The sequence below is a fragment of the Ruegeria sp. P10 genome, from assembly GCF_056534925.1.
The window spans coordinates 116,327-140,054 of the sequence record NZ_JBQERJ010000008.1; the positions used below are offsets into that span (position 1 = coordinate 116,327).

The 23,728-nt window shown below is 59.0% G+C and carries 25 protein-coding genes; 9 read left to right on the plus strand and 16 right to left on the minus strand.

The window, feature by feature from the left end; all coding sequences use genetic code 11:
* Positions 1-80 precede the first annotated feature (80 nt).
* From ACR0FB_RS14465 to ACR0FB_RS14490, 6 genes are all read right to left on the minus strand, one after another.
* Complete coding sequence (locus ACR0FB_RS14465; protein ID WP_480621363.1) at positions 81-914, minus strand: EAL domain-containing protein; 834 nt, start codon at positions 912-914, stop codon at positions 81-83.
* 103 nt (positions 915-1,017) lie between these two features.
* Positions 1,018-1,206, minus strand: a complete 189-nt coding sequence (locus ACR0FB_RS14470; RefSeq protein WP_171634969.1) for a hypothetical protein — start codon at positions 1,204-1,206, stop codon at positions 1,018-1,020.
* A gap of 93 nt (positions 1,207-1,299) precedes the next feature.
* Complete coding sequence (locus ACR0FB_RS14475; RefSeq protein WP_480621361.1) at positions 1,300-2,271, minus strand: sterol desaturase family protein; 972 nt, start codon at positions 2,269-2,271, stop codon at positions 1,300-1,302.
* Positions 2,268-2,654, minus strand: a complete 387-nt coding sequence (locus ACR0FB_RS14480) for a hypothetical protein (RefSeq protein ID WP_171724278.1) — start codon at positions 2,652-2,654, stop codon at positions 2,268-2,270. Before ACR0FB_RS14480 ends, ACR0FB_RS14475 begins: the two co-directional genes overlap by 4 nt.
* A gap of 59 nt (positions 2,655-2,713) precedes the next feature.
* Positions 2,714-3,043 (minus strand): hypothetical protein, encoded by a 330-nt coding sequence (locus ACR0FB_RS14485; RefSeq protein ID WP_152456810.1) that lies wholly within the window; start codon positions 3,041-3,043, stop codon positions 2,714-2,716.
* Between the two features lie 91 nt (positions 3,044-3,134).
* A complete protein-coding gene (locus tag ACR0FB_RS14490; protein ID WP_171634966.1) occupies positions 3,135-3,701 on the minus strand; it encodes a TlpA disulfide reductase family protein in 567 nt (188 codons plus the stop codon).
* Between the two features lie 21 nt (positions 3,702-3,722).
* Here ACR0FB_RS14490 and argH point away from each other — a divergent pair, with 21 nt between their 5' ends.
* The 4 genes from argH (at position 3,723) to ACR0FB_RS14510 (ending at position 9,460) form a co-directional block, all read left to right on the plus strand.
* Entirely contained in the window at positions 3,723-5,111 is a 1,389-nt protein-coding gene (gene argH / locus ACR0FB_RS14495) for an argininosuccinate lyase (protein WP_480621359.1), read from the plus strand.
* Positions 5,093-5,308, plus strand: a complete 216-nt coding sequence (locus ACR0FB_RS14500) for a hypothetical protein (RefSeq protein ID WP_224854660.1) — start codon at positions 5,093-5,095, stop codon at positions 5,306-5,308. The genes argH and ACR0FB_RS14500 overlap by 19 nt, the downstream gene beginning before the upstream one ends.
* A gap of 305 nt (positions 5,309-5,613) precedes the next feature.
* Positions 5,614-6,879, plus strand: coding sequence for a diaminopimelate decarboxylase (gene lysA, locus ACR0FB_RS14505; protein WP_171634961.1), 1,266 nt, complete (start codon positions 5,614-5,616; stop codon positions 6,877-6,879).
* 37 nt (positions 6,880-6,916) lie between these two features.
* Positions 6,917-9,460 carry a TIGR02302 family protein gene (locus ACR0FB_RS14510; protein ID WP_480621357.1) on the plus strand — a complete coding sequence of 848 codons (2,544 nt, stop codon included), beginning with the start codon at positions 6,917-6,919 and terminating at the stop codon, positions 9,458-9,460.
* Between the two features lie 3 nt (positions 9,461-9,463).
* Here the strand turns inward: ACR0FB_RS14510 and ACR0FB_RS14515 are convergent, their stop codons facing one another.
* Positions 9,464-10,204, minus strand: a complete 741-nt coding sequence (locus ACR0FB_RS14515; RefSeq protein WP_480621355.1) for a zinc-ribbon domain-containing protein — start codon at positions 10,202-10,204, stop codon at positions 9,464-9,466.
* Positions 10,205-10,386: 182 nt separating this feature from the next.
* Here ACR0FB_RS14515 and ACR0FB_RS14520 point away from each other — a divergent pair, with 182 nt between their 5' ends.
* Genes ACR0FB_RS14520 through ACR0FB_RS14535 form a run of 4 tightly spaced genes read left to right on the plus strand, consistent with a single transcriptional unit; the run spans position 10,387 to position 13,292 of the window.
* Positions 10,387-11,064, plus strand: a complete 678-nt coding sequence (locus ACR0FB_RS14520; RefSeq protein ID WP_152456816.1) for a cell division ATP-binding protein FtsE — start codon at positions 10,387-10,389, stop codon at positions 11,062-11,064.
* Positions 11,061-11,960, plus strand: coding sequence for a cell division protein FtsX (locus ACR0FB_RS14525; protein WP_171634956.1), 900 nt, complete (start codon positions 11,061-11,063; stop codon positions 11,958-11,960). The genes ACR0FB_RS14520 and ACR0FB_RS14525 overlap by 4 nt, the downstream gene beginning before the upstream one ends.
* Positions 11,960-12,703, plus strand: coding sequence for a lysophospholipid acyltransferase family protein (locus ACR0FB_RS14530; RefSeq protein ID WP_480485796.1), 744 nt, complete (start codon positions 11,960-11,962; stop codon positions 12,701-12,703). The genes ACR0FB_RS14525 and ACR0FB_RS14530 overlap by 1 nt, the downstream gene beginning before the upstream one ends.
* The gene (locus tag ACR0FB_RS14535; RefSeq protein ID WP_480621352.1) at positions 12,687-13,292 is read left to right on the plus strand and encodes a pyridoxamine 5'-phosphate oxidase family protein; all 606 of its coding nucleotides are present in this window, start codon (positions 12,687-12,689) and stop codon (positions 13,290-13,292) included. Before ACR0FB_RS14530 ends, ACR0FB_RS14535 begins: the two co-directional genes overlap by 17 nt.
* A gap of 20 nt (positions 13,293-13,312) precedes the next feature.
* Here the strand turns inward: ACR0FB_RS14535 and ACR0FB_RS14540 are convergent, their stop codons facing one another.
* Entirely contained in the window at positions 13,313-13,906 is a 594-nt protein-coding gene (locus ACR0FB_RS14540) for an NAD(P)H-dependent oxidoreductase (RefSeq protein WP_171171173.1), read from the minus strand.
* Between the two features lie 103 nt (positions 13,907-14,009).
* On the opposite strand from ACR0FB_RS14540, the gene ACR0FB_RS14545 reads away from it, so the two are divergent.
* Positions 14,010-14,588 carry a TetR/AcrR family transcriptional regulator gene (locus tag ACR0FB_RS14545; RefSeq protein WP_480491885.1) on the plus strand — a complete coding sequence of 193 codons (579 nt, stop codon included), beginning with the start codon at positions 14,010-14,012 and terminating at the stop codon, positions 14,586-14,588.
* A gap of 21 nt (positions 14,589-14,609) precedes the next feature.
* Here the strand turns inward: ACR0FB_RS14545 and lpdA are convergent, their stop codons facing one another.
* From lpdA to ACR0FB_RS14585, 8 genes are all read right to left on the minus strand, one after another.
* Positions 14,610-15,998 carry a dihydrolipoyl dehydrogenase gene (gene lpdA / locus ACR0FB_RS14550; RefSeq protein WP_480621350.1) on the minus strand — a complete coding sequence of 463 codons (1,389 nt, stop codon included), beginning with the start codon at positions 15,996-15,998 and terminating at the stop codon, positions 14,610-14,612.
* Between the two features lie 71 nt (positions 15,999-16,069).
* On the minus strand, positions 16,070-16,339 hold the full coding sequence (locus ACR0FB_RS14555) for a hypothetical protein (RefSeq protein WP_152456823.1): 270 nt from the start codon (positions 16,337-16,339) through the stop codon (positions 16,070-16,072).
* A gap of 2 nt (positions 16,340-16,341) precedes the next feature.
* Complete coding sequence (odhB, locus tag ACR0FB_RS14560; RefSeq protein ID WP_171634952.1) at positions 16,342-17,856, minus strand: 2-oxoglutarate dehydrogenase complex dihydrolipoyllysine-residue succinyltransferase; 1,515 nt, start codon at positions 17,854-17,856, stop codon at positions 16,342-16,344.
* 3 nt (positions 17,857-17,859) lie between these two features.
* Positions 17,860-20,817 (minus strand): 2-oxoglutarate dehydrogenase E1 component, encoded by a 2,958-nt coding sequence (locus ACR0FB_RS14565; protein WP_480485788.1) that lies wholly within the window; start codon positions 20,815-20,817, stop codon positions 17,860-17,862.
* Positions 20,814-21,356 carry a DUF805 domain-containing protein gene (locus ACR0FB_RS14570; RefSeq protein ID WP_171634948.1) on the minus strand — a complete coding sequence of 181 codons (543 nt, stop codon included), beginning with the start codon at positions 21,354-21,356 and terminating at the stop codon, positions 20,814-20,816. Before ACR0FB_RS14570 ends, ACR0FB_RS14565 begins: the two co-directional genes overlap by 4 nt.
* Positions 21,353-21,865, minus strand: a complete 513-nt coding sequence (locus ACR0FB_RS14575) for a DUF805 domain-containing protein (RefSeq protein WP_480621348.1) — start codon at positions 21,863-21,865, stop codon at positions 21,353-21,355. Before ACR0FB_RS14575 ends, ACR0FB_RS14570 begins: the two co-directional genes overlap by 4 nt.
* A 122-nt stretch (positions 21,866-21,987) precedes the next feature.
* On the minus strand, positions 21,988-22,869 hold the full coding sequence (sucD, locus tag ACR0FB_RS14580) for a succinate--CoA ligase subunit alpha (RefSeq protein WP_152456828.1): 882 nt from the start codon (positions 22,867-22,869) through the stop codon (positions 21,988-21,990).
* 13 nt (positions 22,870-22,882) lie between these two features.
* Positions 22,883-23,710, minus strand: a complete 828-nt coding sequence (locus ACR0FB_RS14585; protein WP_480621346.1) for a glycosyltransferase family 25 protein — start codon at positions 23,708-23,710, stop codon at positions 22,883-22,885.
* Positions 23,711-23,728: the final 18 nt, after the last annotated feature.

Here is a 23,728-nt window from a genome sequence, read left to right on the forward strand (position 1 = left end):
ATAGCGTAACGCTGCACATGCAGCAACGGGCAGCTTGTCTCAGTGTCGGAAATGGTAGGAAAATGTCGATGAACAGGCAATCAACTGCCTGTTTTTGATCTGTTTTCCTGCTTCCAGGGTTCCGCAACACTGGGTGCGCCATACAAGAATCCTTGCAGGCAATCCACGCCAGTTGCCACCAAGAAAGCGGCATCCTCCTGCGTTTCAACCGATTCGGCCGTGACCAGAATTTCGAATTCACGGGCCACCGCGATCAGGGCCCGCACCAAAGTCTGGTTGTCGGGGTCGTTGCTGATGCCCCGCACGAACTGGCCATCGATTTTGGCTGCGTCGAACAGAAACTCGCGAAAATGGCGAAAGCTGAAATTGCTGGCGCCAAAGTCATCCAGCGCAAAAGCGATGCCGCGATCCTGCAAGCGGTCCATGAAGTCGACAACCAGCTCAGGCACTTGCATGGCCGAGCTTTCGGAGATTTCGAGGATCAAGCGTTCGCCCAATCCGGCATCTCGTTTCAGGAATCTGTCCAGTATTCTGGACCAGTTGGAATAACCGATCGAGCGCGCAGACATGTTGATCGACAGGCGTATTTCCGGGTTCCTCGCCAATGTGCGCAACCCAAGCTCCAACGCGACGCAGTCCAGATCGCGGCCGATAGGAGTGTTTTCGACCTGAGGCATGAATTCTCGCGCCGGGATGACGCGGCCGGTTTCGTCCAGAACCCGAATGAACCCTTCGTAAAACGCGACTCGGTACGGGGCGTGCGCCTGTATCACCGGCTGAAAAGCCAGTTTGCACTGCTTATGCTTCACTGCATCGGTTGCCATCTGCACAACCGAACGATCCCGCGTCGAAACGGCCGTATTCAACGGACTTTCCGACCCCTCAGGCAGATGTGCCAGTTTTTTATTTCCCATAAGCGCGGATTCCCATGTGTCCGGGACAGGTGTCCGGTCACAGTCTCGGGGCAAAGAGATGAATCTGCGGTTAAGGGTTCGGAAAAATTTCCGTCTCGCGGGCTCAGCGGGTGGATTGCCACGCGCGTGTCAAAGAAGCTGCCGCGCCAAGTATCGCGCCCATCGCACCTAGCGCCATCATTGCAAAACCCAATGCGATCAGGGCTGCAACGGCGCCCCCAAGGGCTGCGAGCATGGCCATCAACAGGCCGAACAGGCCGAAAAAGGTTGAAATGGTTGTCAAACGATTCATACAGACCCTCGCTCACTCACACACGGCGACTGTCGTCTGATATGGCGCTCAATGGCCGAGATTCAAGGCACAATCAGGGTGCAGCCGGCTGTTTCAAGCCTGTTCTGCTTGTCCGCTGGGCAGCTTTTTGTCCAGATGCTCAAAACCGGGCGTTCCGCGGTCTTCCGGGTGGCGCGCCAGATGCTTGGCCTTGATCTGTTCCGAACTGTCCCGGCTGCCGTCATGGCTGTACCCAGGTGGGGCAAAGCAGTAGGCCAGCCGCTGTTTCAGGGTCAAACCCGGCTGGGTCGCGTCGCGCCAGACGGCCACCCATTCGTGAAAGGCCACCCGCAGGGGATTGAAAGTGCCGATATTGTGCACCAGGCCATAGTCCACCCGGTCGTCCTCCTGCTCGGGGACGAAGGTGCCGAACAGCTTGTCCCAGATGATGAACACCCCGGCATAATTGCAATCCAGATAGCGTGCGTTGCGGCCGTGATGGGCGCGGTGGTGACTGGGGGTGTTCATTACCGCCTCGAACCAGCGGGGCATCTTGCCGATGGCCTCGGTGTGAATCCAGAACTGATAGATAAGATTGAGGCCACCGACGAACAAAACCATCGCAGGATGGAACCCAAGCAGGATCAGTGGGGCGCGTACGACCATCATGAAAGTAAACGTATAAGTCCAGGTCTGCCGCAGCGCGGTCGTCAGGTTGTAGTGCTGCGAGCTGTGATGGTTTACGTGGCTGGCCCAGACCCAGCGGATGCGATGGCCAAAGCGGTGGACCCAGTAGTAACGCAGATCGTCCAGGACAAAGCACAGGATGATAACCGGAATTGACGTACCCAGGTTCATCGGCGTGATCTGCCAAAGCCACATGAAAAACGCATAGGCGATAAAGCCCAGCAAAAAGCCCGATGCGATGTTTCCGGCCCCCATGATCAAAGAAGTCACCGCGTCGCGTGTTTCATAACGCCCGCCTTTGCCTTTGACTGCGATCCACAGAAACTCGGCCAGAATTGCTGCGATGAAAAAGGGAACGGCCCATTGCACCGCATCGGGAAAACTAATTTGGTCTGTCATGCGGGCTCCATCAGGTCACGCCAGTGATGGCGTTCGAATTCGTCCAGTCGGATGAGTGTTTTGGGCACCGAGAATTCGTGAAACAGAATCTCAAATCCTTCCGGATGATCCAGAAGATCATAGTCCAGCAGATGCCGGGCCACGGTGTCGGCCCCGAAGGACCAAAGCAACCCATTGCCTGAACTGGTGCGCACCATCGCGGCGTGGCCATCATGGGAAACCGTGACGTCGACCACATCATCGTCCGGAAAGTGACGTGCCCATTGTGATCGTGCAATGTCGGGCGTCAGCATCACTTGCTGCGATTTGCCGGTGAGATGCAATAACAGGGTGACACCAGCTATGCCGCCGACGACCAGCGTCAGTAGAATTTCAAGTGGCATTCCATCCTCCTGAGCGCAGAGTGCAAAGGAGTTGAAACTCTGTCAAAGGTGGCGTTGCGTCAGCTGTTTTCCAGCCGTTCCAGTATCTCGTGTTGCACCACACGTTCGACGAAGGGCACCAGCCCCTCGGGGCCGGATGTACGATCCTTCAGATGGATGCAGATATCCGGGCGCCGGGCGGCAATTATGCCCACCATTTCACCACGGATCGTGTCGTCAAGCCCCGCGCCCAAGATGGCGCAGGCAATTCGGGGCTCGGCATCCAGCTGTTTCCGGACCTCGTCCGTGTCATGTGCGCCCAGCCACTGAATCGGCAGATGATCCAGTTGCCGTGCCACATCACCGATCACATTTGGCAACCGTCCGATCAAAAGAACCACCGGCTTCATCGTCGCCTCCTTCCTATAAGGTCACAAACGAAAACCGGCCCAATTGGGCCGGTTCGAGTGTATCACAAACAGGCGGACGCTGCGCCATTCGTCAGCTATTGGATTCCACAAGCGTCGAGATAATCGCCTTCGCACTGTCCGAGTTCCACTCGGCGTCGCCGATCAGCCGGGCGATTTCCTGCCCTTCGGGGTTCAGGATGACCGTGATCGGCAAGGCGATGACGCCGAACTCACGGGCAGCGGCTGAACTGGGGTCCTGGTGACGGGGCAGGTTGGCGATGCCGTTCTCTTCAAAGAACTTTTTGATGCCGGCAGGCGAGTTGCGGCCCGTGGCCAGTGTCAGAACCTGAAACTTGTCGCCGCCGAACTCTTCCTGAAGTTCAGCGATCTGAGGCATCTCTTTGCGGCAGGGCGCACACCAGGTGGCCCAGAAATTCAGCAGCACATACTTGCCCTCATAATCGGCAAGCGTGCCGACACCGCCGTCATCTTCCAGCTGGAATTCGATTGATTTGGCGGGTTTCGGTTCCTTGTGCAGGATCAGACGTTTCAGGCTCTCTTCCCGCAGAGGGGCCAGCGTCTCGGCATCGGTCGCCAAGGCGGCATTTGCACCCAGCGCAAGGGCCATATAAAGGGGGATCAGACGAAATAGGCGCATATCAACTCCGGGTTTTCTTACATGACCGATCAATCCTCGAACCAGATGTGGGGCGGCCGCTTTGCCGCCGGTCCAGACGCGATCATGGAGGCAATCAACGCCTCGATCGGGTTCGATCAGCGGATGGCAGCCCAGGACATCGCAGGCTCGCGCGCCCATGCGGCCATGCTGGCAGCCACAGGCGTCTTAAGTGATAGTGACGCCGAAGCCATTCGGGAAGGGCTGCTCACCGTTTTGTCAGAAATCCAGAACGGAGAGTTCCAGTTCTCGACCGCGCTGGAAGACATCCACATGAATGTCGAGGCACGTCTGAAAGAGATCATCGGAGAGCCCGCAGGCCGTTTGCACACAGGCCGGTCACGCAATGACCAGGTCGCAACCGATTTCAAGCTCTGGGTTCGTGATCAGCTGGACGCTGCTGAGAGCGGCTTGCTGGCCCTGATCCGCGCGCTTTTGGCGCAGGCCGAGGCCGGGGCTGATTGGGTCATGCCGGGCTTTACCCACCTGCAAACGGCGCAGCCGGTGACATGGGGCCATCACATGATGGCCTATGTCGAGATGTTTGGCCGTGATCTGTCCCGCGTTCGTGACGCCCGCGCCCGGATGAACGAATCGCCACTGGGTGCTGCGGCGCTGGCCGGAACGTCCTTTCCCATCGACCGTCAAATGACGGCCGAGGCGCTGGGCTTTGACCGGCCTGCCGCCAACTCGCTGGACGCCGTCAGCGATCGTGACTTCGCGCTGGAGTTCCTGTCCGTGGCCTCGATCTGCGCCGTGCATCTGTCGCGGTTTGCCGAGGAACTGGTGATCTGGTCTTCGGCGCAGTTCCGTTTCGTTACCCTGTCGGATCGGTTCTCAACCGGATCGTCGATCATGCCGCAGAAGAAAAACCCCGATGCGGCAGAGCTGATCCGCGCCAAGGTGGGTCGGATCTTTGGCGCCAACACGGCGCTGATGATGGTGATGAAGGGCCTGCCGCTGGCCTATTCCAAGGACATGCAGGAAGACAAGGAACAGGTCTTTGACGCCGCCGACAACTGGATGCTGGCGCTGGCCGCGATGGAAGGCATGGTCAAGGACATGACCGCCAACCGCGACAGCCTGGCCGCCGCCGCCGGCTCGGGCTTTTCCACCGCGACCGATCTGGCCGACTGGCTGGTTCGGGTGCTGGGCCTGCCCTTCCGCGACGCGCATCATGTTACCGGATCGCTGGTGGCCATGGCCGAGAAGAAGGGCTGCGACCTGCCCGATCTGACGCTGGACGACATGCAATCGGTCCATGCCGAGATCACAAATGACGTCTACTCTGTCCTTGGAGTCGAGAATTCTGTAAACTCACGCCAGTCCTATGGTGGCACAGCTCCTGATCAGGTGCGTGCTCAGGTTGAACGATGGAAGGCAATGGTGTGATGACCGTGCTGCGCGCGATTCTGATTGCAGGGTCCGGCCTGATGCTGGCCGGATGCGGAGCCGATGGTGAGCCCGTTCAGCCAGCGCCCGCTCAGCCAACTGTCAGTGCAACCGTCGGTGTCGGCTCTGGCGGAGCGTATGTAGGCGGTGGCGTAGGTCTGAGCCGTGGCCCGCTGGGGATCTACCTGGGATTCTAAACCACTTTCATATTGCGCATCGGTTTTATATCCACCAACGTGAGTTGGCATGTCGGTGCGCATGTCATCCAAAGAAAAGATACTGAAATGAGAACACTAGGACTGTTTCTGGTATTTGCGGCTTTGACGGCTTGCGAACCTACATCGGCAAGACGCCCGGAACCTGCTGCAGAGCCCAAACAATCGGGCACCGGAGTTTCGATCTCGGGCTATGGCCGGGTTGGAGTTTCGACCCGAAATTAAACTTGGTCGATGGGTTCGGAATCCATTGATCCGAAGCTATCTTCTGGTCTAAGCGCGCAGACATGGATCATTTTCTCTACCGCGACGGCGCGCTATTCGCCGAGGATGTCCCTGTCTCCGAAATCGCTGCCGCGGTCGGAACGCCGTTCTACGTCTACTCCACAGCAACCTTGCTGCGGCATTTTCAGCTGTTTGACGATGCGCTTGACGGCACGGACCACCTTGTCTGCTATGCGATGAAAGCGGCCAGCAATCAGGCGATCCTGAAAACTCTGGCAAAGGCGGGCGCAGGGATGGACGTGGTTTCGGGCGGGGAATACCTGCGCGCCAAGGCGGCGGGCGTTCCGGGCGACAAAATCGTGTTCTCTGGAGTGGGTAAAACGGCGGATGAGATTCGTACCGCACTGACCGGCGGCATCCGTCAGTTCAACGTCGAATCCGAGCCCGAGATGGAAGTGATCAACGCCGTTGCACTGGAATTGGGTGTGGTTGCGCCGATTACTGTAAGGGTGAACCCGGATGTCGATGCCAAGACCCATGCCAAGATTGCCACGGGCAAGTCCGAGAACAAGTTTGGCATTCCGATTGCCCGTGCCTCGGAAGTTTACGCCCACGCTGCCAGCTTGCCGGGGTTGGAGGTGATCGGCATCGACGTCCATATCGGCTCGCAACTGACCGAACTTGAACCGTATGAGCTGGCCTACACAAAAGTAGCCGAGCTGACCGAACGCCTCCGTTCTGAAGGTCACAACATTCGGCGTCTCGATCTGGGTGGCGGTCTGGGCATTCCTTACACCCGGTCGAACAACGCACCCCCCTTGCCGATTGAATATGGTGCGCTGGTCAAGAAAACATTGGGGCATCTTGGCTGTGAGATCGAGATCGAGCCGGGCCGCCTGATCGCGGGCAACGCCGGGATCATGGTTAGCAAGGTCATCTACGTGAAATCAGGCGAAGGTCGCGATTTTTTGATCCTTGATGGGGCGATGAATGACCTGATCCGCCCGGCAATGTACGAAGCTTACCACGATATCGTCGCGGTGCAGGAACCTGTCGCCGGTGTGGAACAGCGCCCTTATGACATCGTGGGCCCGGTCTGCGAATCCGGTGACACTTTTGCCAAACAACGCAACATGCCGCCGCTCAAATCGGGTGACCTGATCGCCTTCCGCAGCGCGGGTGCCTATGGCGCGGTGATGGCCAGCGAGTACAATACCCGCCCGCTGATCCCCGAGGTTCTGGTCAATGGTGATCAATTTGCAGTCATTCGTGAACGACCAAGCTTTGACGAAATCATAAACCGCGATACCATACCTTCATGGCTTTGACGCGATGACCGCGCGGGCCTAACCCCGGAGGCCCGTCTTGTCCGACCGTTCAAACCTGCCCATTCCGCGCCTGTCCGTGTGGCTGACTCATGTCGGCATGGTGGCAGAACAGGTGTTGCGCGCGTTCTGGCCGGCGTTCTCGATTGTACTTGTTCTGCTTGCGGCTTTGATGCTCGGGCTTCAAGATGTTGTTTCCGTGGAAATTGTCTGGGCGGTCGGCGCGCTGTCCTTGGGGTCGTTTTTGACGGCTGCGGTGCTTGGCCTGAGGGGTCTCAAGTTGCCTTCGCGCGCCGAGGTTTTGATGCGGCTGGATGAGACCTTGCCGGGACGCCCAATTCAGGCCTTGATGGATGATCAGGCTATCGGTGCGGCCGATCGGGATTCCGTGGCGCTGTGGCAAGCCCACAAAGCCCGGATGGCGCAACGGGTCGCGACGGCCGAGGCCGTGAAACCAGACCTTCGGCTGGCATCGCGAGATCCTTATGCACTGCGCTACGCGGCGTTGCTGGCTTTTGTCGTAGCGCTTGTTTTCGGCTCTTTGTGGCGCGTGGGGTCTGTGGCGGACATGGCCCCGGGCACTGCTGCCGCCGGGCAGGGGCCGACTTGGGAAGGATGGGTCGAACCTCCGCGCTATACGGGCCTTCCAACGCTGTATCTTGCGGACCAAACGGATGCAGAGCTTGCCGTTCCCAAGGGTAGCCGCGTTACCTTGCGGCTTTATGGTGAGGTTGGCGCACATAGCCTGACGGAAGACAGCTCGGCCCTGGGGGCCGAGGCGGCGACCGACCCCGAGCAGGAGTTCGTGGCAGAACGCTCTGGCCAATTGCGCATCGACGGGCCAGCGGGGCGGGAATGGGCCGTTGAGATCATTGACGACACGGCACCACAGATAGCCGTGGCTGGATCGGCTGAGGCCGAGGCGGGCGGGCAGATGAAGCTGCCATTCGTCGCAGGAGATGACTATGGTGTGGTTGCAGGCTCTGCCCTGATCGAACTGGATTTGGCTGCCGTTGATCGCCGCTATGGTCTGGCGGCAGAGCCCGAACCACGCGAAGCGATCGCAGTTGAACTGCCTATGCCGATCACCGGCGACCGGGTGGATTTTGCAGAAGATCTGATCGAGGATTTCTCGCAACACCCATGGGCGCATTTGCCGGTTCGGATCACCTTGATGGCCACGGACGCGGCGGATCAGCAATCGTCTTCCGAACCTTATGTGACCGATCTTCCGGCCCGTCGGTTCTTTGATCCGCTGGCCGCTGCGGTGATCGAACAACGGCGCGATCTGCTGTGGTCGCGGTCCAATGCGCCTCGGATCGCGCAACTGCTGCGGGCTGTATCTCATCTGCCAGAGGACTTGTTTCGCTCGGAAACTGCCTATTTGCGTCTGAGGGTCGTGCTGCGGCGGCTTGAGACCTTTGATCAATACGGGCTGAAACCCGAACAGCAGGCAGAGATCGCCCAGGCGCTCTGGGATCTTGCCGTGTTGATCGAGGACGGCACGCTTGCGGATGCGCTGGAACGGATGCGGCGCGCGCAGGAACGTCTGACCGAAGCAATGAAGAACGGCGCCAGCGACGAGGAAATCGCGGAACTGATGCAGGAATTGCGCGAAGCGACGCAGGATTACCTCCAACAACTGCAACGGTTGGCCCAGCCGAACGGCGAAGATGGTGAGCGTCAGCAGGGCCAGAACGGCGAGTCCCTGCAAATGACGCAGGATGATCTGCAACGCATGATGGACCGCATTCAGGAGCTCATGGAACAGGGCCGGATGGCCGAAGCCCAGCAGGCACTGGAAGAGTTCCAGCAGATGATGGAAAACATGCGTGTGACTCAGGGCCAGGGCGGAGGGCAGCAGTCCGAAGGTCAGCAGGCCATGGAAGGTCTTGCGGAAACCCTGCGCGAGCAACAAGGTCTGAGCGATCAGGCCTTCCGTGATTTGCAGGAACAGTTTAATCCAGGTGCTCAATCCGGTGAAAGCCAGGGCAATGAGGGACGCAATGGCGGGCAAGGCCGGGGGCAAAGCCACGAAGGTCAGGGCGGTCAGGGGGAAGGCTCGGATCAGGCTGGCGAAGGCCAGCAGGGTCAAGGCTCACTTGCGGATCGGCAGCAAGCGCTAAGAGATGAGCTGAGCCGCCAGCAACAGGGTTTGCCCGGCGCCGGCACGCCCGAAGGTGACGCCGCGCGCGAGGCGCTGGACCGGGCCGGGCGCGCCATGGACGAGGCGGAACAGGCCCTGCGTGGGGATGATCTGGCCGAAGCCATCGACCGGCAATCCGAGGCGATGGAAGCCCTGCGCGAAGGGATGCGTTCGTTGGGTGAGGCGATGGCGCAGAACCAGCAGAATCAGCCGGGTCAGGGAACGCAGGATGGCGACATGCAAGCCAACAATCGCGATCCGCTGGGCCGAAATCCGGGTGCCGCCGGTTCGATTTCAACAGATGAGAATTTGCTGCAAGGCGAAGACGTGTATCGCCGGGCGCGGGAACTGCTGGATGAAATCCGGCGCAGAACCGGGGAATCGGACCGCCCCCAGATCGAACTGGAATACCTGAAACGTTTGTTGGAGAGGTTCTAGACCTCAGTTCTGGGCACCGGATCCAGCCTGTGCTTCAAGCCAGATACGCGCCTGATCCACAAGCGACACGTATGAGCTGAGCAACGGGTCGGCCTGAGGGACCGCTTCGCTGATCTGTTGGGCATTTCCATAGATCAGATACAGAACCACGCCGATGATCAGCATCAACGCGAAGCCGCGCAGGAATCCGCCCGATTTGCGGGGTGGCTGCGGGACTTCTTCCGACTCGTCAGATCGCATTGTCGAATTGATGGCTTCAACATCCGGCAGCGCGTCTTTCTGCCCTGCATCGACAGCGGTTTCCGAAGCCGAAGGCCGCTTGGGGCGCACCTTGGGTTCTGGTGGCGTATCCAGCCCCAGATCGGGCTGGCTCTCAAGGCTGCTGCCTTCCTGCGCCCGCAATTCCGCTTCGCGGGCAGCTTCCTCTTTCAGAATGCTGGCAACGGACGGATCGACATTCCCTGTAGGCGCAGCGGGTTTCTCAACTTCTGGCTTGCCTTCGGATACCGCTTCTTCAACAGGGCCCGGTTCGGCGTCCTGCGGAGCGTCGACCACGTCAAGCGATGTGTCATCCTGTTCGGGGGTTTCCGCTTTTTCGTCCGGTGCGCCTGCGGCTTCGGCAGGGTGCTTCGCTTGAAACCAGGTCTGATCACAGTTGGAACACTGTACGTCGCGGCCTTCCTCGGGGATGACCTCGTCAGGAACCTCGTACTGCGCGCTGCAATTCGGACATGTAAGACGCATGCTGCCTCCTCGGCCGGGCGAAGGGCCGATAATAGTTTTTTCAGGAATGATATTCGGTTAAGACCCAACAGCAAAGAGCGTTTTCGGTTTCGCGGGTCAAGTGTCACCAATTGGACCCGGTAGAGCCATTGAAACCATCACCATGCTCGGGCAAGAAGAGCGGCAAAATAACGGGGGCACGTGTGATCGAGCTGGAAAATGTCAGCTACACCTACGGTGGCGGCGAGTTGCTGAGTGATGTCTCGGTACAATTGCAGCCGGGTTCGTTTCACTTTTTGACCGGGCCTTCCGGGGCGGGCAAGACCACGTTGCTCAAGCTGTGCTATGGTGCCCTGCTGCCGAGCTCGGGGCGGTTGAGTGTGTTTGACCAGGATATTTCAACCCTTGATCGCGACCAGCTGGCCGTATTGCGTCGCCGCGTTGGTGTCGTGCATCAGGATTGTCAGTTCCTTGACCACATGACGCTTGCCGAAAACGTCGCGTTGCCGCTGATGGTGTCCGGGCGTTCGGAAACATCCGAGCAGGAAAACCTGACCGAGCTGCTCAGCTGGGTGGGACTTGGCGCCAGGCTCGAAGCGCTCCCGCCTGAACTGTCCGGCGGCGAGCGGCAAAGGGCCGCTCTGGCGCGTGCCGTCATATTGTCGCCTGACGTGGTTTTGGCGGATGAGCCGACGGGCAATGTTGACTGGGAAATGTCGCAACGGCTGCTGCGTCTTCTGATCGAACTGAACCGGATGGGCAAAACCGTCCTGATCGCCACCCATGATCTGAGCCTGATCCGCGCGGCCAAAAGCCAGGTACAGGCCCGTGTCCTGCGTATTTCGCAGCGCAAGCTGCAACTGGCGGGGGCGGATCTATGATCAGTCCTGATCTCAAAAATCTGTTGCGCGGTGACAAACGGGCAGACCGGGTTGTTCCCCCAACGGGATATACGGCACACCTGACTCTGTTTGTCGCGGGTGCGATGGCGTTTCTTGCAGTATTCGCACTGGCCCTGTCTCTGGCTTCGGGGCGCATTGCGGATCGCTGGGCCTCGGAACTGGCCGGAGCGGCAACCCTGCGCATCAACGCGCCAGCGGAACAGCGTGCGGCCCAGACCGAGGCCGCGCTGACCGTTCTGAGCCAGACGCCTGGCGTGGCCTCGGCCCGTGCTTTGACGCAGGAAGAGCAGGCGGCGTTGCTTGCCCCTTGGTTCGGGCCGGATCTACCGCTGGATACGCTGCCCGTGCCGCAGCTTATCGAGATCATTGAAACCGAACCGGGCATCGACGTGGCTGGGTTGCGTTTGCGACTGGGGGCCGAGGTGCCGGGCGCCGTGCTGGATGATCATACGCGGTGGCGGGAGCCTTTGGTTGATGCGGCGATGTCCCTGCGTCGTCTGGGGTGGATTTCGATCCTGCTGATCGGTGGTGCGACCGCGGCCATGATTACTCTTGCCGCCAATGCGTCGCTTGCCGCAAATGCCCAGATCATCGAAGTGCTGCGCCTGGTCGGTGCACGCGATGGGTTCATAGCGGGCGCATTCGTAAGGCGGTTTACATATCGCGCATTCTTTGGGGCATCAGTCGGTACATTGCTGGGCATGACCGGTGTTCTGATGCTGCCCGAAGCCTCGGAATCGGGTGGTTTTCTGGCTGGCGTCGGCTTTCAGGGCAAAGACTGGGCATTGCCGGTTCTTATCCCGATCCTTGGTGCCATGGTCGCGTTTTTTGCTACCTGGGCTGCGGCCCGACGCAAATTGAAGGAGCTTTCCTGATGTTGATGGCTGTTCAATGGGTTCGGTCATTGATCTTCATGATCATGATCTACGCCTGGATGCTGATCCTTGGCATTGTCTTTCTGCCCTATGCACTGTTTTCCAAGGCTGGCGCCCTGAGGGCGTGCAAGACCTACGCGCGCAGCACCATGTGGCTGGCTCGTTGGATGGTTGGCATTCGGTGTGAAGTGCGGGGTAGGGTCCCAACGAATGAAGTGGTCATAGCCGCAAAACACCAGTCTTTTCTTGATATCATCATAATTTTTGATGCCATTCCGCACGGCAAGTTCATCATGAAGCGCGAGCTTTTGTTTACACCCGTCATTGGAATGTATGCGCGGCGACTTGGCTGTATTCCGGTCAATCGCGGCAAGCGCGGTGCTGCCGTGACCAAGATGGTCAAGGATGTATCGAAAGAGTTTTCGGAACCCGGGCAGCTTGTGATTTACCCGCAAGGGACACGTGTGGCGCCCGGTGCGAAGAAACCTTACAAGGTTGGAACAGCCGTTCTTTACGAAGGGCTCGGCTTTCCCTGCGTTCCGGTCGCGACGAATGCCGGCGTCTTCTGGCCCCGAACGGGTGTCATGCGCAAACCGGGCCTTGCGATCGTCGATTTCCTCGACCCAATCGAGCCGGGTGTTGGTCGGGACGAATTCCTTGCCCGGCTGGAAGATGTGATAGAAACGCGTTCCAACGAGTTGATGCGGGAAGTGGGGTTTGATCCGGATGGAGCACATTCGTGACATCGAAACGCTTGAATCTTTGTATGGTCGGCCCGGTGCTCCGTCCTTGCGAAAGGTCGTTCATCAACTGACGCCCCTCTATCGCAAGTGGATCCTTGCATCGCGCCTCTGTTTGCTCAGCACGGTTGGTCCTGAAGGTGTGGATGGCAGCCCTCGGGGCGATGATGGCCCGGTGGTGAAAGAGCTGGATGCGAATACGCTGGCTCTGCCGGACTGGCGCGGCAACAACCGTCTGGACAGTTTGCGCAATATCGTGCGCGATCCACGTGTTTCGCTGATGTTCCTTGTTCCGGGGTCCAACAACGTTGTTCGGGTGAACGGGTTGGCGCGGGTAACGGCGGATGAGACCCTGCGGCATCAATTCGAGAAGGTCGGCAAACGCCCGGCGACCGTTATCGTCGTTGAAATCGCCGAGATATACAGCCAATGTGCCCGTGCTTTGATCCGGGCGCGCATCTGGTCAAACGGTGATGACAGCGGCGATCTTCCCACGATAGGTCAGCTTCTGTCCGAGGCATCAGACGGCGCGGAAGGCGGCGCGCAATATGACGAGGAATGGCCTGCACGCGCCGCAAAAACGATGTGGTAGATGTGGGTGTCGGCTGTGGTTCAAACCGCAGCGGCCCCGATCCTTGATACTTTTTCCACCCAGCGATCTACGCTGCCGGGCTTGGGATAGCTTGCGCCGGAAAAATAGGTGAAACGGGTTGGTTTGAAGCCGACGAACCCAAGAATCTGGTCCCGTACCTGACGGATTAGCGCCTGCCGGTATATCAGGCGCATGAACCATCCCGGGGTGTCTGACGTCAGGATGACGCGTGCAGTACGCCCAGTCAGCATGGGCGCCGGAAATCCGATCTTGGTGGTGTTCCGTGTGTCAAAGGTTCGTCCCGGAATGAACATTCGATCGATCAGTCCTTTGAGTTTGGCTGGAAGGCCGCCCCACCACATCGGGGTGGTCAGGACCAGGTGGTCGCTCCACTCAAAGTCCTGAAGCACTTGTTCCAGAACCGGCTCAAGTGGTTTGAAGTCGTGATAATTGCCCTGACCGAAATCAAAATCGAATTGCAGATCGCTCAGATGAACCAACCGTACATCGTGCCCGTTTTTGCGGGCCGCGTCTCTGTATGTTTCGGCAAATGTGCGTGACAGGCTGCTTTCTGCGGGGTGTCCGTCAAGGATGAGAATCTTTTTCGGTTGCATCGGGTATCTCCTGAAAAAATGACCGTGGTCAATTTATAGAATCAAAAAATGACTACGGTCAATAAAAATTTGACCACGGTCAGAAATTATGCGATTGAGCCGTATGCAAAAGACAATTCAGAAACGTACGATCAAGACCCGCGCCAAGCTTCTCTCGGCCGCTGAAGAGGTCATCCGCAATGGCGGATATGAAGCGTTACGGGTGGAAGAGGTCGTGAAGGCCGCTGGGGTCGCGAAGGGCACCTTTTTCGCGCATTTTCACGACAAGGATGCGCTGATGGAAATTCTGATCGCAGACAAGCTGAACGCCTGTCTGGATCAGGCCGAGGCCGGAACACCGCCCAAAACTGTTGCAGAAATCGTCACTGCGCTGGAACCGGTTCACAGTTTCATGACGTCCGAGCGATATGTATTCGATTTGTTGATCAGGTATTCCGGTGCTACGGCTGTCGCCGAAATAGGACCGGTGGCCTATTGTTTTGAGCGATATTTCCGCATCGTGATGCTGTGGCTCGAAGATGCAGAGGTGCGCAAGGATGTGCCACCCGAGTTGTTGGCCGAAGGTGTGCAGGCCTTTGCCATTCAGGCCATGTCACTAAGATTCTGCGCATTGCATTCCGCGACGACATTCACCGACAGGTTGGAGACCTATCTGGATGCCTGGTTGACCCCGACAGGCTGATCGCTGCCGGGGGCAAGGTTGTCAGCTGTGGATCGGACCGTCGCCGCAGGCCAGTGCGGCCTCGCGCACGGCCTCGGAATAGGTCGGGTGCGCGTGGCAGGTCAGGGCCAGATCTTCGGCGGATGCGCCGAATTCCATCGCCACGCAGACCTCATGGATCAGGTCGCCTGCGCCGGGGCCGATGATGTGGCAGCCCAGGATACGGTCGGTTTCCTTGTCGGCCAGGATCTTGACGAACCCGTCAGAGGCAAAGTTGGCTTTGGCGCGGCCGTTGCCCATGAACATGAACTTGCCGACCTTGTAGGCACGGCCTTGTTCTTTGAGCGTCGCCTCGGTTTCACCAACATTGGCGACCTCGGGCCACGTATAGATCACACCCGGAATGACACCATAGTTCACATGCCCATGCTTGCCCGCAACCTGTTCCGCCGCGGCCATACCTTCATCTTCGGCCTTGTGCGCCAGCATCGGGCCTTCGGTCACGTCGCCGATGGCGTAGATGCCCGGTACGTTGGTCTGCCAGTCCGCACCCACCTTGATCTGGCCGCGCGGGGTCATCTCGACGCCCAGAGCGTCCAGCCCCAGACCATCGGAATAAGGCTTGCGCCCGGTGGCCACCAGCACGGTATCGGCGTCGATCACATGCTCGCTGTCGTCCTTGAGCAGCTTGTATGTCACTTTGGCCTTGGTCTTGGTTGCTTCGGTTTTCTGCACCGCTGCACCCATGATGAAGTTCAACCCCTGTTTCTTGAGGATACGCTGGAATGTCTTCTGCACCTCAGGGTCCATGCCCGGCGTAATGTCCTTGAGGAATTCGATCACCGTTACATCTGCGCCCAGGCGGCTGTACACCGAACCCAGTTCCAACCCGATCACACCCGCGCCGATCACCACCATTTTCTTCGGGATCTTGCCCAGAGACAGCGCTCCGGTTGAGGTCACAACGACTTTCTCATCGACTTCGACACCGGGCAGCGAGGACGGTTCGGAGCCTGACGCAATGATAATGTTCTTGGTTTCATGGATTTCATCGCCAACCTGAACTTTGCCGGCCGCAGGGATCGAGCCCCAGCCTTTCAGCCAGTCGATCTTGTTCTTCTTGAACAGAAACTCGATGCCCTTGGTGTTGCCCTCGATCACCTCATCCTTGTAGGCCTGCATCTGTTTCCAATCGACCGAAGGCGATTTGCCCTTCAGGCCCATCTTGGCAAAGTTGTGTTCGGCTTCATGAAGCTGATGGCTGGCATGCAGCAGAGCTTTTGACGGGATGCAGCCCACGTTCAGACAAGTGCCACCCAGCGTTTCGCGCCCCTCGACCACAGCGGTTTTCAAGCCCAGTTGAGCGCAGCGGATCGCGCAGACATAGCCGCCGGGTCCGGCGCCGATTACGATGACGTCATAGTTTGCCATTACATTCTCCTAAACCGACCGGACGATCCGGCGCTTTCCCGACCCGATCTGGCGAGTCGGGAATATCTTTGTCAAACGGGTTCCAGCAGCTTGATCGAGATATGCGCAATGCCGCCTCGTTCATGGTGCATTGCCAATTCTTCGGATCCGAAAAATGCCTTGGCCTTGTCCAGGTTGATCACCTCGAACATCGCGATCGCATGGTCCTTCTGATCGGGGTCGCGCCAGACATGCAGGTCGCGGATACCCGCGGCCTTGCGCATCGGCTTGTCCTCGCGGAACACTTTCAGCCAGGCGTCGAAATCGGCCACATCGGCCTGCCAGAGTACATGTGTCGCCATGGTCACAGATCCATCAGCAGGCGGCGCGGATCTTCAAGCGCCTCTTTCACGCGAACCAGGAAGGTTACCGCGCCCTTGCCGTCAACAATGCGGTGGTCATAGGACAGGGCCAGATACATCATCGGACGGATCTTGATCTCGCCATTGATGACCATCGGTCGTTCCTGAATCTTGTGCATGCCCAGAATGCCCGACTGCGGGGGGTTCAGGATCGGCGAGGACATCAGCGAGCCGTAGACGCCACCGTTCGAGATTGTGAAGGTACCGCCCTGCATCTCGGCCATCGAAAGCTTGCCATCGCGGGCGCGCTTGCCCTTTTCGGCGATGGCTTTTTCAATGGCTGCAAACGACATGCTGTCCGCGTCGCGAATGACCGGAACCACCAGACCCTGCGGCGTGCCGGCCGCAACGCCCATGTGAACGAAGTTCTTGTAGACGATGTCGGTGCCATCGATCTCGGCATTGACCTCGGGCACTTCTTTCAGGGCATGGCAGCAGGCCTTGGTGAAGAAGGACATGAAGCCCAGGCGCACACCGTGCTTCTTCTCGAACTGGTCTTTGTACTGATTGCGCAGGGCCATGACTTCGGTCATGTCCACCTCGTTATAGGTGGTCAGGATCGCGGCGGTGTTCTGCGCATCCTTCAGGCGCTTGGCGATGGTCTGACGCAGACGGGTCATCCGTACACGCTCTTCGCGAGCCTCATCTTCGGCAGCAACCGGTGCGCGCGGAACCTGAGCAACGGGCGCCGGCGCAGCCGCCGCAGGTGCGGGGGCCGAAGCAGCCGCGACTGCCTTGGCGACATCTTCCTTCATGATGCGACCATCGCGACCGGTGCCGGTGACCTGATCGGCTGACAACCCGGCTTCGGCCATCGCCTTTTCGGCAGACGGCGCATTTGCAACATCCTTGCCGGTGCTTGCCGCAGCAGGAGCCGCGGCAGCAGCTGCCGGTGCAGGGGCTGCGCCTGCGGCCGCGCCCGAGATGACTGCCAGCTTGGCGGTTGCATCAACGGTTGCACCTTCCGGCGCGACGATTTCCGCCAGAACACCCGCAGCCGGGGCGGGTACCTCGACCGAGACTTTGTCGGTTTCCAACTCACACAGCATCTCGTCCTGCGCGACGCTGTCGCCGACTTGCTTGAACCAGGTCGAAACAGTCGCCTCAGTCACAGATTCGCCAAGCGTGGGCACCATCACGTCAACCGACCCGCCCGATGCAGAGGGTGCGGCCTCGGGGGGTGCTGCGGCTGTTGCCGGGGCAGGCGCGGCCGCACCTTCTCCGGCAGCAATCGTCGCCAGCAGAGCATCGACACCAACCGTGTCGCCTTCGGCGGCCACAATCTCACCCATCACGCCAGCTGAGGGAGAGGGCACTTCGACCGTCACCTTGTCAGTCTCCAGCTCACACAGCATCTCATCCATGGCGACCGCATCACCGGGCTTTTTGAACCATGTTGCAACAGTGGCTTCGGTGACCGACTCGCCAAGCGTGGGAACACGAACTTCAATCGTCATCGCTTATTTTCCTTCGAGGCTCAGCGCTTCGTTAACCAGCGCTTCTTGTTGGGCTTTGTGTTGGCTGGCCAGGCCCGTCGCGGGCGAGGCCGAGGTTGCGCGACCGACATAAGCCGGACGGGTATGTTTCGCGCCGATCCGGGACAGAACCCATTCGATATTGGGTTCGATAAAGGTCCACGCACCTTGGTTTTTGGGCTCTTCCTGACACCAGACCATTTCGGCATTCTTGAACCGTTCAAGCTCGTTGATCAGAGAATGCGCCGGGAAAGGATAGAACTGTTCGATCCGCATCAGATAAATGTCGTCGATGCCGCGAGCATCGCGTTCCTCCAGCAGGTCGAAATAGACTTTTCCGGAACACATCACCACACGTTTGATCTTGTCATCCGCCACCAGTTTGGTGTCGGAATTGCCCTTCTGTGCATCATCCCACAGTACCCGGTGGAAGCTGGATCCGGTGGTGAAATCATCGGCGGTGCTGACGGCCAGTTTGTGACGCAGCAGTGATTTCGGTGTCACCAGGATCAACGGCTTGCGGAATGTCCGGTGCAGTTGGCGGCGCAGGATGTGGAAATAGTTTGCAGGCGTCGTGCAGTTCGCCACAATCCAGTTGTCCTGACCGCACATTTGCAGGAACCGCTCCAGCCTTGCCGACGAGTGTTCGGGGCCTTGCCCCTCGAACCCGTGCGGCAGCAGACAGACCAGGCCGGACATCCGCAGCCATTTCGATTCACCCGAACTGATGAATTGGTCGAACATGATCTGCGCGCCGTTGGCGAAGTCCCCGAACTGGGCTTCCCACAGGACCAGCGCATTTGGTTCGGCCAACGAGTATCCGTATTCGAAGCCGAGCACTGCATATTCGGACAGCATCGAGTCGATCACTTCGTAATGCGACTGACCTGCGCGAATGTTGTTCAGCGGATAATACCGTTCTTCGGTTTCCTGATGAACGAATCCGGAATGGCGTTGGCTGAAGGTGCCGCGCGTGGCGTCCTGCCCTGCAAGGCGTACCGGGTAGCCCTCGGTCAGCAAGGATCCGAAAGCCAACGCCTCACCAGTGGCCCAGTCAAAGCCTTTACCGGTTTCAAACATCTGTTTCTTGTGCTCAAGCAGACGACCAACCGTCTTGTGCATGGCAAATCCGCTTGGTGCGCGGGTAAGGGCATCCCCGATTTCGGCCATGGTTTCCGGCGTGATCGCCGTCTCGCCGCGCATGTATTCGTCTTTGTTCTTGTCAAGATGCGACCAGCGCCCATCCAGCCAATCGGCCTTGTTAGGTTTATAGTCCTTACCTGCCTCGAATTCGTCGTTCAGATGAGCCTGGAAGGCCGCTTTCATATCCTCGATCTCACCCTCGGGGATCAGGCCATCCTTGACGAGGCGCTCAGTGTACAAAGACAGCGTGGTCTTATGCGTCTTGATCTTCTTATACATGATCGGGTTGGTGAACATGGGCTCGTCGCCCTCGTTGTGACCAAACCGACGGTAGCAGAAGATATCCAGAACCACGTCCTTGTGGAATTTCTGGCGGAACTCGGTCGCCACCTTGGCTGCATGAACAACTGCCTCGGGGTCATCCCCGTTCACGTGGAAGATCGGCGCCTCGACCATCAGCGCGATATCCGTCGGATATGGGCTGGAGCGTGAAAAATGCGGCGCGGTGGTAAAGCCGATCTGGTTGTTCACCACGATATGCATTGTCCCGCCGGTGCGATGCCCGCGCAGACCGCTCAGGCCAAAGCCTTCGGCCACGACGCCCTGACCGGCAAAGGCTGCATCGCCGTGCAGCAGAATGGCCATGACCTTGGTGCGGTCCGTGTCGCCCAACTGATCCTGCTTGGCGCGGACCTTGCCCAGAACCACAGGGTTCACCGCCTCAAGGTGCGACGGGTTCGCCGTCAGCGACAGGTGCACGCTGTTGCCGTCGAACTCGCGATCGCTTGAAGCACCGAGGTGGTATTTCACGTCGCCCGAACCATCCACGTCTTCGGGTTTGAAACTGCCGCCCTGGAATTCGTTGAAAATGGCGCGGTACGGTTTGCCCATCACATTGGCCAGAATGTTCAAACGGCCCCGGTGCGGCATCCCGATCACGATATCACTGAGCCCGAGCGCGCCACCACGTTTGATGATCTGCTCCATCGCCGGAATAAGCGCCTCACCGCCATCGAGACCAAAGCGCTTGGTGCCCATGTACTTGACGTGCAGGAATTTCTCAAAGCCTTCGGCCTCGACCATCTTGTTCAGGATAGCTTTGCGGCCTTCCTTGGTGAACTGGATTTCCTTGCCATAGCCCTCAATGCGCTCTTTCAGCCAGGCGGCCTCTTCCGGGTTCGAGATATGCATGTATTGCAGCGCAAAAGTACCGCAATAGGTCCGTTTCACGATCTCGACGATCTGCCGCATCGAGGCGACCTGAAGTCCCAGAACGTTGTCGATAAAGATCGGGCGATCCATATCGGCATCGGTGAAGCCGTAGGTTTTGGGATCCAGTTCCGGATGATTGCTGGCCGCGCGCATGCCAAGTGGGTCAAGGTTGGCGGCCAGATGGCCCCGGATCCGGTAGGCCCGGATCAGCATCAGCGCCCGCAGACTGTCCAGCACCGCGCGCTTGATCTGGTCATCGCTGACTTCGACACCTTTGTCGGCGGCCTTTTCCTTGATCTTCTTGCCTGCGGCCTTGGCGTCAATCTCGGCCCACTCGCCGGTCAACGCACCGGTCAGATCATCCGCTGGCATGGGCGGCCAGTCGGTTCGCGCCCACGAAGGCCCCTCGGCCTCGCGCTGAACATCAGGCGCGGCGTCACCCATGGCCTTGAAGAACTCGACCCAGGCAGCGTCTACCGCACCGGGGTTCTTGGTGTACTGCGCATAAAGCTGTTCCAGATATTCGGCATTGTGCCCCTGCATGAAGCTGGAGGCGTGAAAGGCAGTATTGGGCGAGTGTTCGGTCATTGGGCTACCTCATGTGGGTTGGGACCGTATTGATTGGTGCCTGGCTGGCTGGGGCGGGTCAGCCACCACAGCACCAGGAGGGGCGACACCACCAGAACGATAAGTGTCGGGATGACGATCAGCAATGTTGCGCGGGTAAACAAAATGTCGAGCGTTCCGCCATGCTGGAAACTCGAGGCGATCCCGATACCAAAGATCAGGACGGCAAAGGCCCCAAGGATCAGCAGGATCGGCAGCAGAGCATACAGCCCGCTGCGCCCGGTATCGTGCATCCGCCGCCACGCAACGGCCAGATGCGGGAAGAAGACGATCAGGCCGACGATGCTCTGCACCGGAGCCGAGGACGTTGCGGTGACGGATTTCACCTCATCGCTTTCGGTGATCGCGACCTGAGTGAAGAACTGCCAGTCGATGATGCCGGCAATGATGTTCCAGATCACGATGAACAGGAAAAAGAACCAGTACTCGGGCCGCGAGGCACGACCTGAGAAGGTGAAGACATTGGCAAAACAGGTGCGGATGGCGTCGGAGAAGGTCATGGTGTCACTCCTCCCTCGGGCGCTCCGAAGCGATTGCTTTGCGGATCTGATGCTACAAGCATCATGCCAAGAACGTTGGCTGCAACCAGTGCGCTTGTGATAAATCCAATAAGGAGCGCTGCGGCGATAAGCACGATGACGAACAACCCGAGAAAGAGGATGCCGAAACCGCTACCGGCTAGCAGGACTAACCCAAGCCAGTATGTCACCTGATAACCTAACCAGAGAATAATTAAAGGCATGAATGGATAGAATGCCTGACGACCCTCCTCACCAGTATCTTGCAACCGGCGGCTCATGGCCGATAGCAGAGGGACACAGGCTACCATAACGACAAACAGTTGCCAGATGCCCCAAATCTCGGCTTTCTGCCATTCAAGCTGTGTTGCTGTTACGATCGGCAAGACAAGCGCGACCGGTGCAAACCACCAGAATTCTGAGCGTGTGGCTCTGCCGGAGCAAACAAAGGTTTTCCGAAATCCGGTCGATATGGCCTGCATTGGTACCATCAATACCCACCTGCCCGGCGACACCGCCAGGCAGCGCCCGACCGCCCCCATGGGCGGGCGCTTTGCACCCACCCGCGGTCGGGCGCTGCCCTCAGCACATATGCGCTATGGGCAATCACAGCTTACCCAATCGCTTCCAGCACAGCCTCGCCCAGCTGCGCCGGGCTTTCGGCCACGACGATCCCAGCACTGCGCATGGCTTCGATCTTGTCCTCGGCACCGCCCTTGCCGCCAGCGACAATCGCGCCCGCGTGGCCCATGCGGCGGCCCGGAGGGGCTGTGCGGCCCGCGATGAAACCGGCGGTCGGCTTCTTGCGGCCCTTCTTGGCCTCATCCGCCAGGAACTGCGCGGCTTCTTCCTCGGCCGAACCACCGATCTCACCGATCATGATGATCGACTCGGTCTCGTCATCGGCCAGGAACCATTCCAGCACGTCGATATGCTCAGTCCCTTTGATCGGGTCGCCGCCGATGCCCACACAAGTGGACTGGCCCAGACCCACATCGGTGGTTTGCTTGACGGCCTCATAGGTCAGGGTGCCGGAACGCGACACAACACCGACCGAGCCGCGCTTGTGGATATGGCCGGGCATGATGCCGATCTTGCAGGCGTCGGGCGTGATGACACCGGGGCAGTTCGGGCCGATCAGGCGGGATTTGCTGCCTTCCAGCGCGCGCTTCACCTTCATCATGTCCAGCACCGGGATGCCTTCGGTGATGCAGACGATCACCTCCATCTCGGCATCAATCGCTTCGAGGATCGAATCCGCAGCAAACGGCGGCGGCACATAGATCACGCTGGCATTGGCTTCGGTCACGTGCTTGGCCTCGTGGACCGAGTTGAACACGGGCAGGCCCAGATGCTCCATCCCGCCTTTGCCGGGGGTGACGCCGCCGACCATCTTGGTGCCATAGGCAATGGCCTGTTCGCTGTGGAATGTACCCTGCGAGCCGGTAAAGCCCTGACAGATCACTTTGGTGTTTTCGTCGATGAGGACTGCCATTTTGTCCCTTTCTCTAGGCGGTGTTGGATTGATTGGGTTCAGTCGCCGGCAGAACCTGCGGCGCATAGGTAATTTTCTCGAGCGTGGCACGTCCCAGGGCCAGGTTGGCCGTGGTACGCAGGCCGCTGCTGATTTCAGCGATGCCACGCCTTACTTTTTGCCGGATCAGAGGCCAGCCTGTTGGCCGCGCGCGCGGTGCACCCATATTGTATTCGCCGGGCGCTTCGTTGCCCTGTTCGACCATGGCCGGGATCACCTGATAGATGTTGATCTGACGCGCCGCCGGCGAGGCGGACGGGTTGAACAACAAACCATCCAGCGTGATGTCAAAGGGTTTCTGGGCCAGAAAGTGCCGGGCCGCTTCGCGTGTCAGCGCATAAGCTGCACCACCGGGATGGCGCGAGCGCATCAGACGCAATTCCCGCCCCAGATGGGGCAGCCGCTTGCGCCCAAGGGCCACGTAAAGCTTCGTGCTGCGCCAGCGTTCGAACCGCACGATGTCGGCATCCTCTGGCCACCATGATGCATCATTCAACCAGTCTGCCAATTCCGGTGTCAGAAACACATCATCTTCGAGGATCAAGGCCTGTTCCGCGCCCGAGGCGATCAGCGCCTCCCATGCTTTGGCATGGCTGAGGGTGCAGGCCATGTCCTTGGTATGGAAATAGCCCCAAGGTCCTTCCGCCCGGCATTCGCGCAGGAAATCCTCACGGGTGGCGGCATCGCAGTCAACAGCGTTGACGCGCGTCGCCGACAGGTCTGCCTTTTGCAACTCCTGCTCCATCAAACGCGCCCGCCCTGTGGCGCGTTCCAAGCCTATGAGGAAGATTGGGATGGTCATCAGATCGATTGCTTCTTT

Excerpts from the sequence above, each read along its gene's own strand:
- ACR0FB_RS14465 (WP_480621363.1), bottom strand. The coding sequence starts at position 914 with ATGGGAAATAAAAAACTGGCACATCTGCCTGAGGGGTCGGAAAGTCCG.
- ACR0FB_RS14470 (WP_171634969.1), bottom strand. The coding sequence starts at position 1,206 with ATGAATCGTTTGACAACCATTTCAACCTTTTTCGGCCTGTTCGGCCTG.
- ACR0FB_RS14475 (WP_480621361.1), bottom strand. The coding sequence starts at position 2,271 with ATGACAGACCAAATTAGTTTTCCCGATGCGGTGCAATGGGCCGTTCCC.
- ACR0FB_RS14480 (WP_171724278.1), bottom strand. The coding sequence starts at position 2,654 with ATGCCACTTGAAATTCTACTGACGCTGGTCGTCGGCGGCATAGCTGGT.
- ACR0FB_RS14485 (WP_152456810.1), bottom strand. The coding sequence starts at position 3,043 with ATGAAGCCGGTGGTTCTTTTGATCGGACGGTTGCCAAATGTGATCGGT.
- ACR0FB_RS14490 (WP_171634966.1), bottom strand. The coding sequence starts at position 3,701 with ATGCGCCTATTTCGTCTGATCCCCCTTTATATGGCCCTTGCGCTGGGT.
- argH (WP_480621359.1), top strand. The coding sequence starts at position 3,723 with ATGACCGATCAATCCTCGAACCAGATGTGGGGCGGCCGCTTTGCCGCC.
- ACR0FB_RS14500 (WP_224854660.1), top strand. The coding sequence starts at position 5,093 with ATGGAAGGCAATGGTGTGATGACCGTGCTGCGCGCGATTCTGATTGCA.
- lysA (WP_171634961.1), top strand. The coding sequence starts at position 5,614 with ATGGATCATTTTCTCTACCGCGACGGCGCGCTATTCGCCGAGGATGTC.
- ACR0FB_RS14515 (WP_480621355.1), bottom strand. The coding sequence starts at position 10,204 with ATGCGTCTTACATGTCCGAATTGCAGCGCGCAGTACGAGGTTCCTGAC.
- ACR0FB_RS14525 (WP_171634956.1), top strand. The coding sequence starts at position 11,061 with ATGATCAGTCCTGATCTCAAAAATCTGTTGCGCGGTGACAAACGGGCA.
- ACR0FB_RS14530 (WP_480485796.1), top strand. The coding sequence starts at position 11,960 with ATGTTGATGGCTGTTCAATGGGTTCGGTCATTGATCTTCATGATCATG.
- ACR0FB_RS14535 (WP_480621352.1), top strand. The coding sequence starts at position 12,687 with ATGGAGCACATTCGTGACATCGAAACGCTTGAATCTTTGTATGGTCGG.
- ACR0FB_RS14540 (WP_171171173.1), bottom strand. The coding sequence starts at position 13,906 with ATGCAACCGAAAAAGATTCTCATCCTTGACGGACACCCCGCAGAAAGC.
- ACR0FB_RS14545 (WP_480491885.1), top strand. The coding sequence starts at position 14,010 with ATGCAAAAGACAATTCAGAAACGTACGATCAAGACCCGCGCCAAGCTT.
- lpdA (WP_480621350.1), bottom strand. The coding sequence starts at position 15,998 with ATGGCAAACTATGACGTCATCGTAATCGGCGCCGGACCCGGCGGCTAT.
- ACR0FB_RS14555 (WP_152456823.1), bottom strand. The coding sequence starts at position 16,339 with ATGGCGACACATGTACTCTGGCAGGCCGATGTGGCCGATTTCGACGCC.
- odhB (WP_171634952.1), bottom strand. The coding sequence starts at position 17,856 with ATGACGATTGAAGTTCGTGTTCCCACGCTTGGCGAGTCGGTCACCGAA.
- ACR0FB_RS14565 (WP_480485788.1), bottom strand. The coding sequence starts at position 20,817 with ATGACCGAACACTCGCCCAATACTGCCTTTCACGCCTCCAGCTTCATG.
- ACR0FB_RS14570 (WP_171634948.1), bottom strand. The coding sequence starts at position 21,356 with ATGACCTTCTCCGACGCCATCCGCACCTGTTTTGCCAATGTCTTCACC.
- ACR0FB_RS14575 (WP_480621348.1), bottom strand. The coding sequence starts at position 21,865 with ATGGTACCAATGCAGGCCATATCGACCGGATTTCGGAAAACCTTTGTT.
- sucD (WP_152456828.1), bottom strand. The coding sequence starts at position 22,869 with ATGGCAGTCCTCATCGACGAAAACACCAAAGTGATCTGTCAGGGCTTT.
- ACR0FB_RS14585 (WP_480621346.1), bottom strand. The coding sequence starts at position 23,710 with ATGACCATCCCAATCTTCCTCATAGGCTTGGAACGCGCCACAGGGCGG.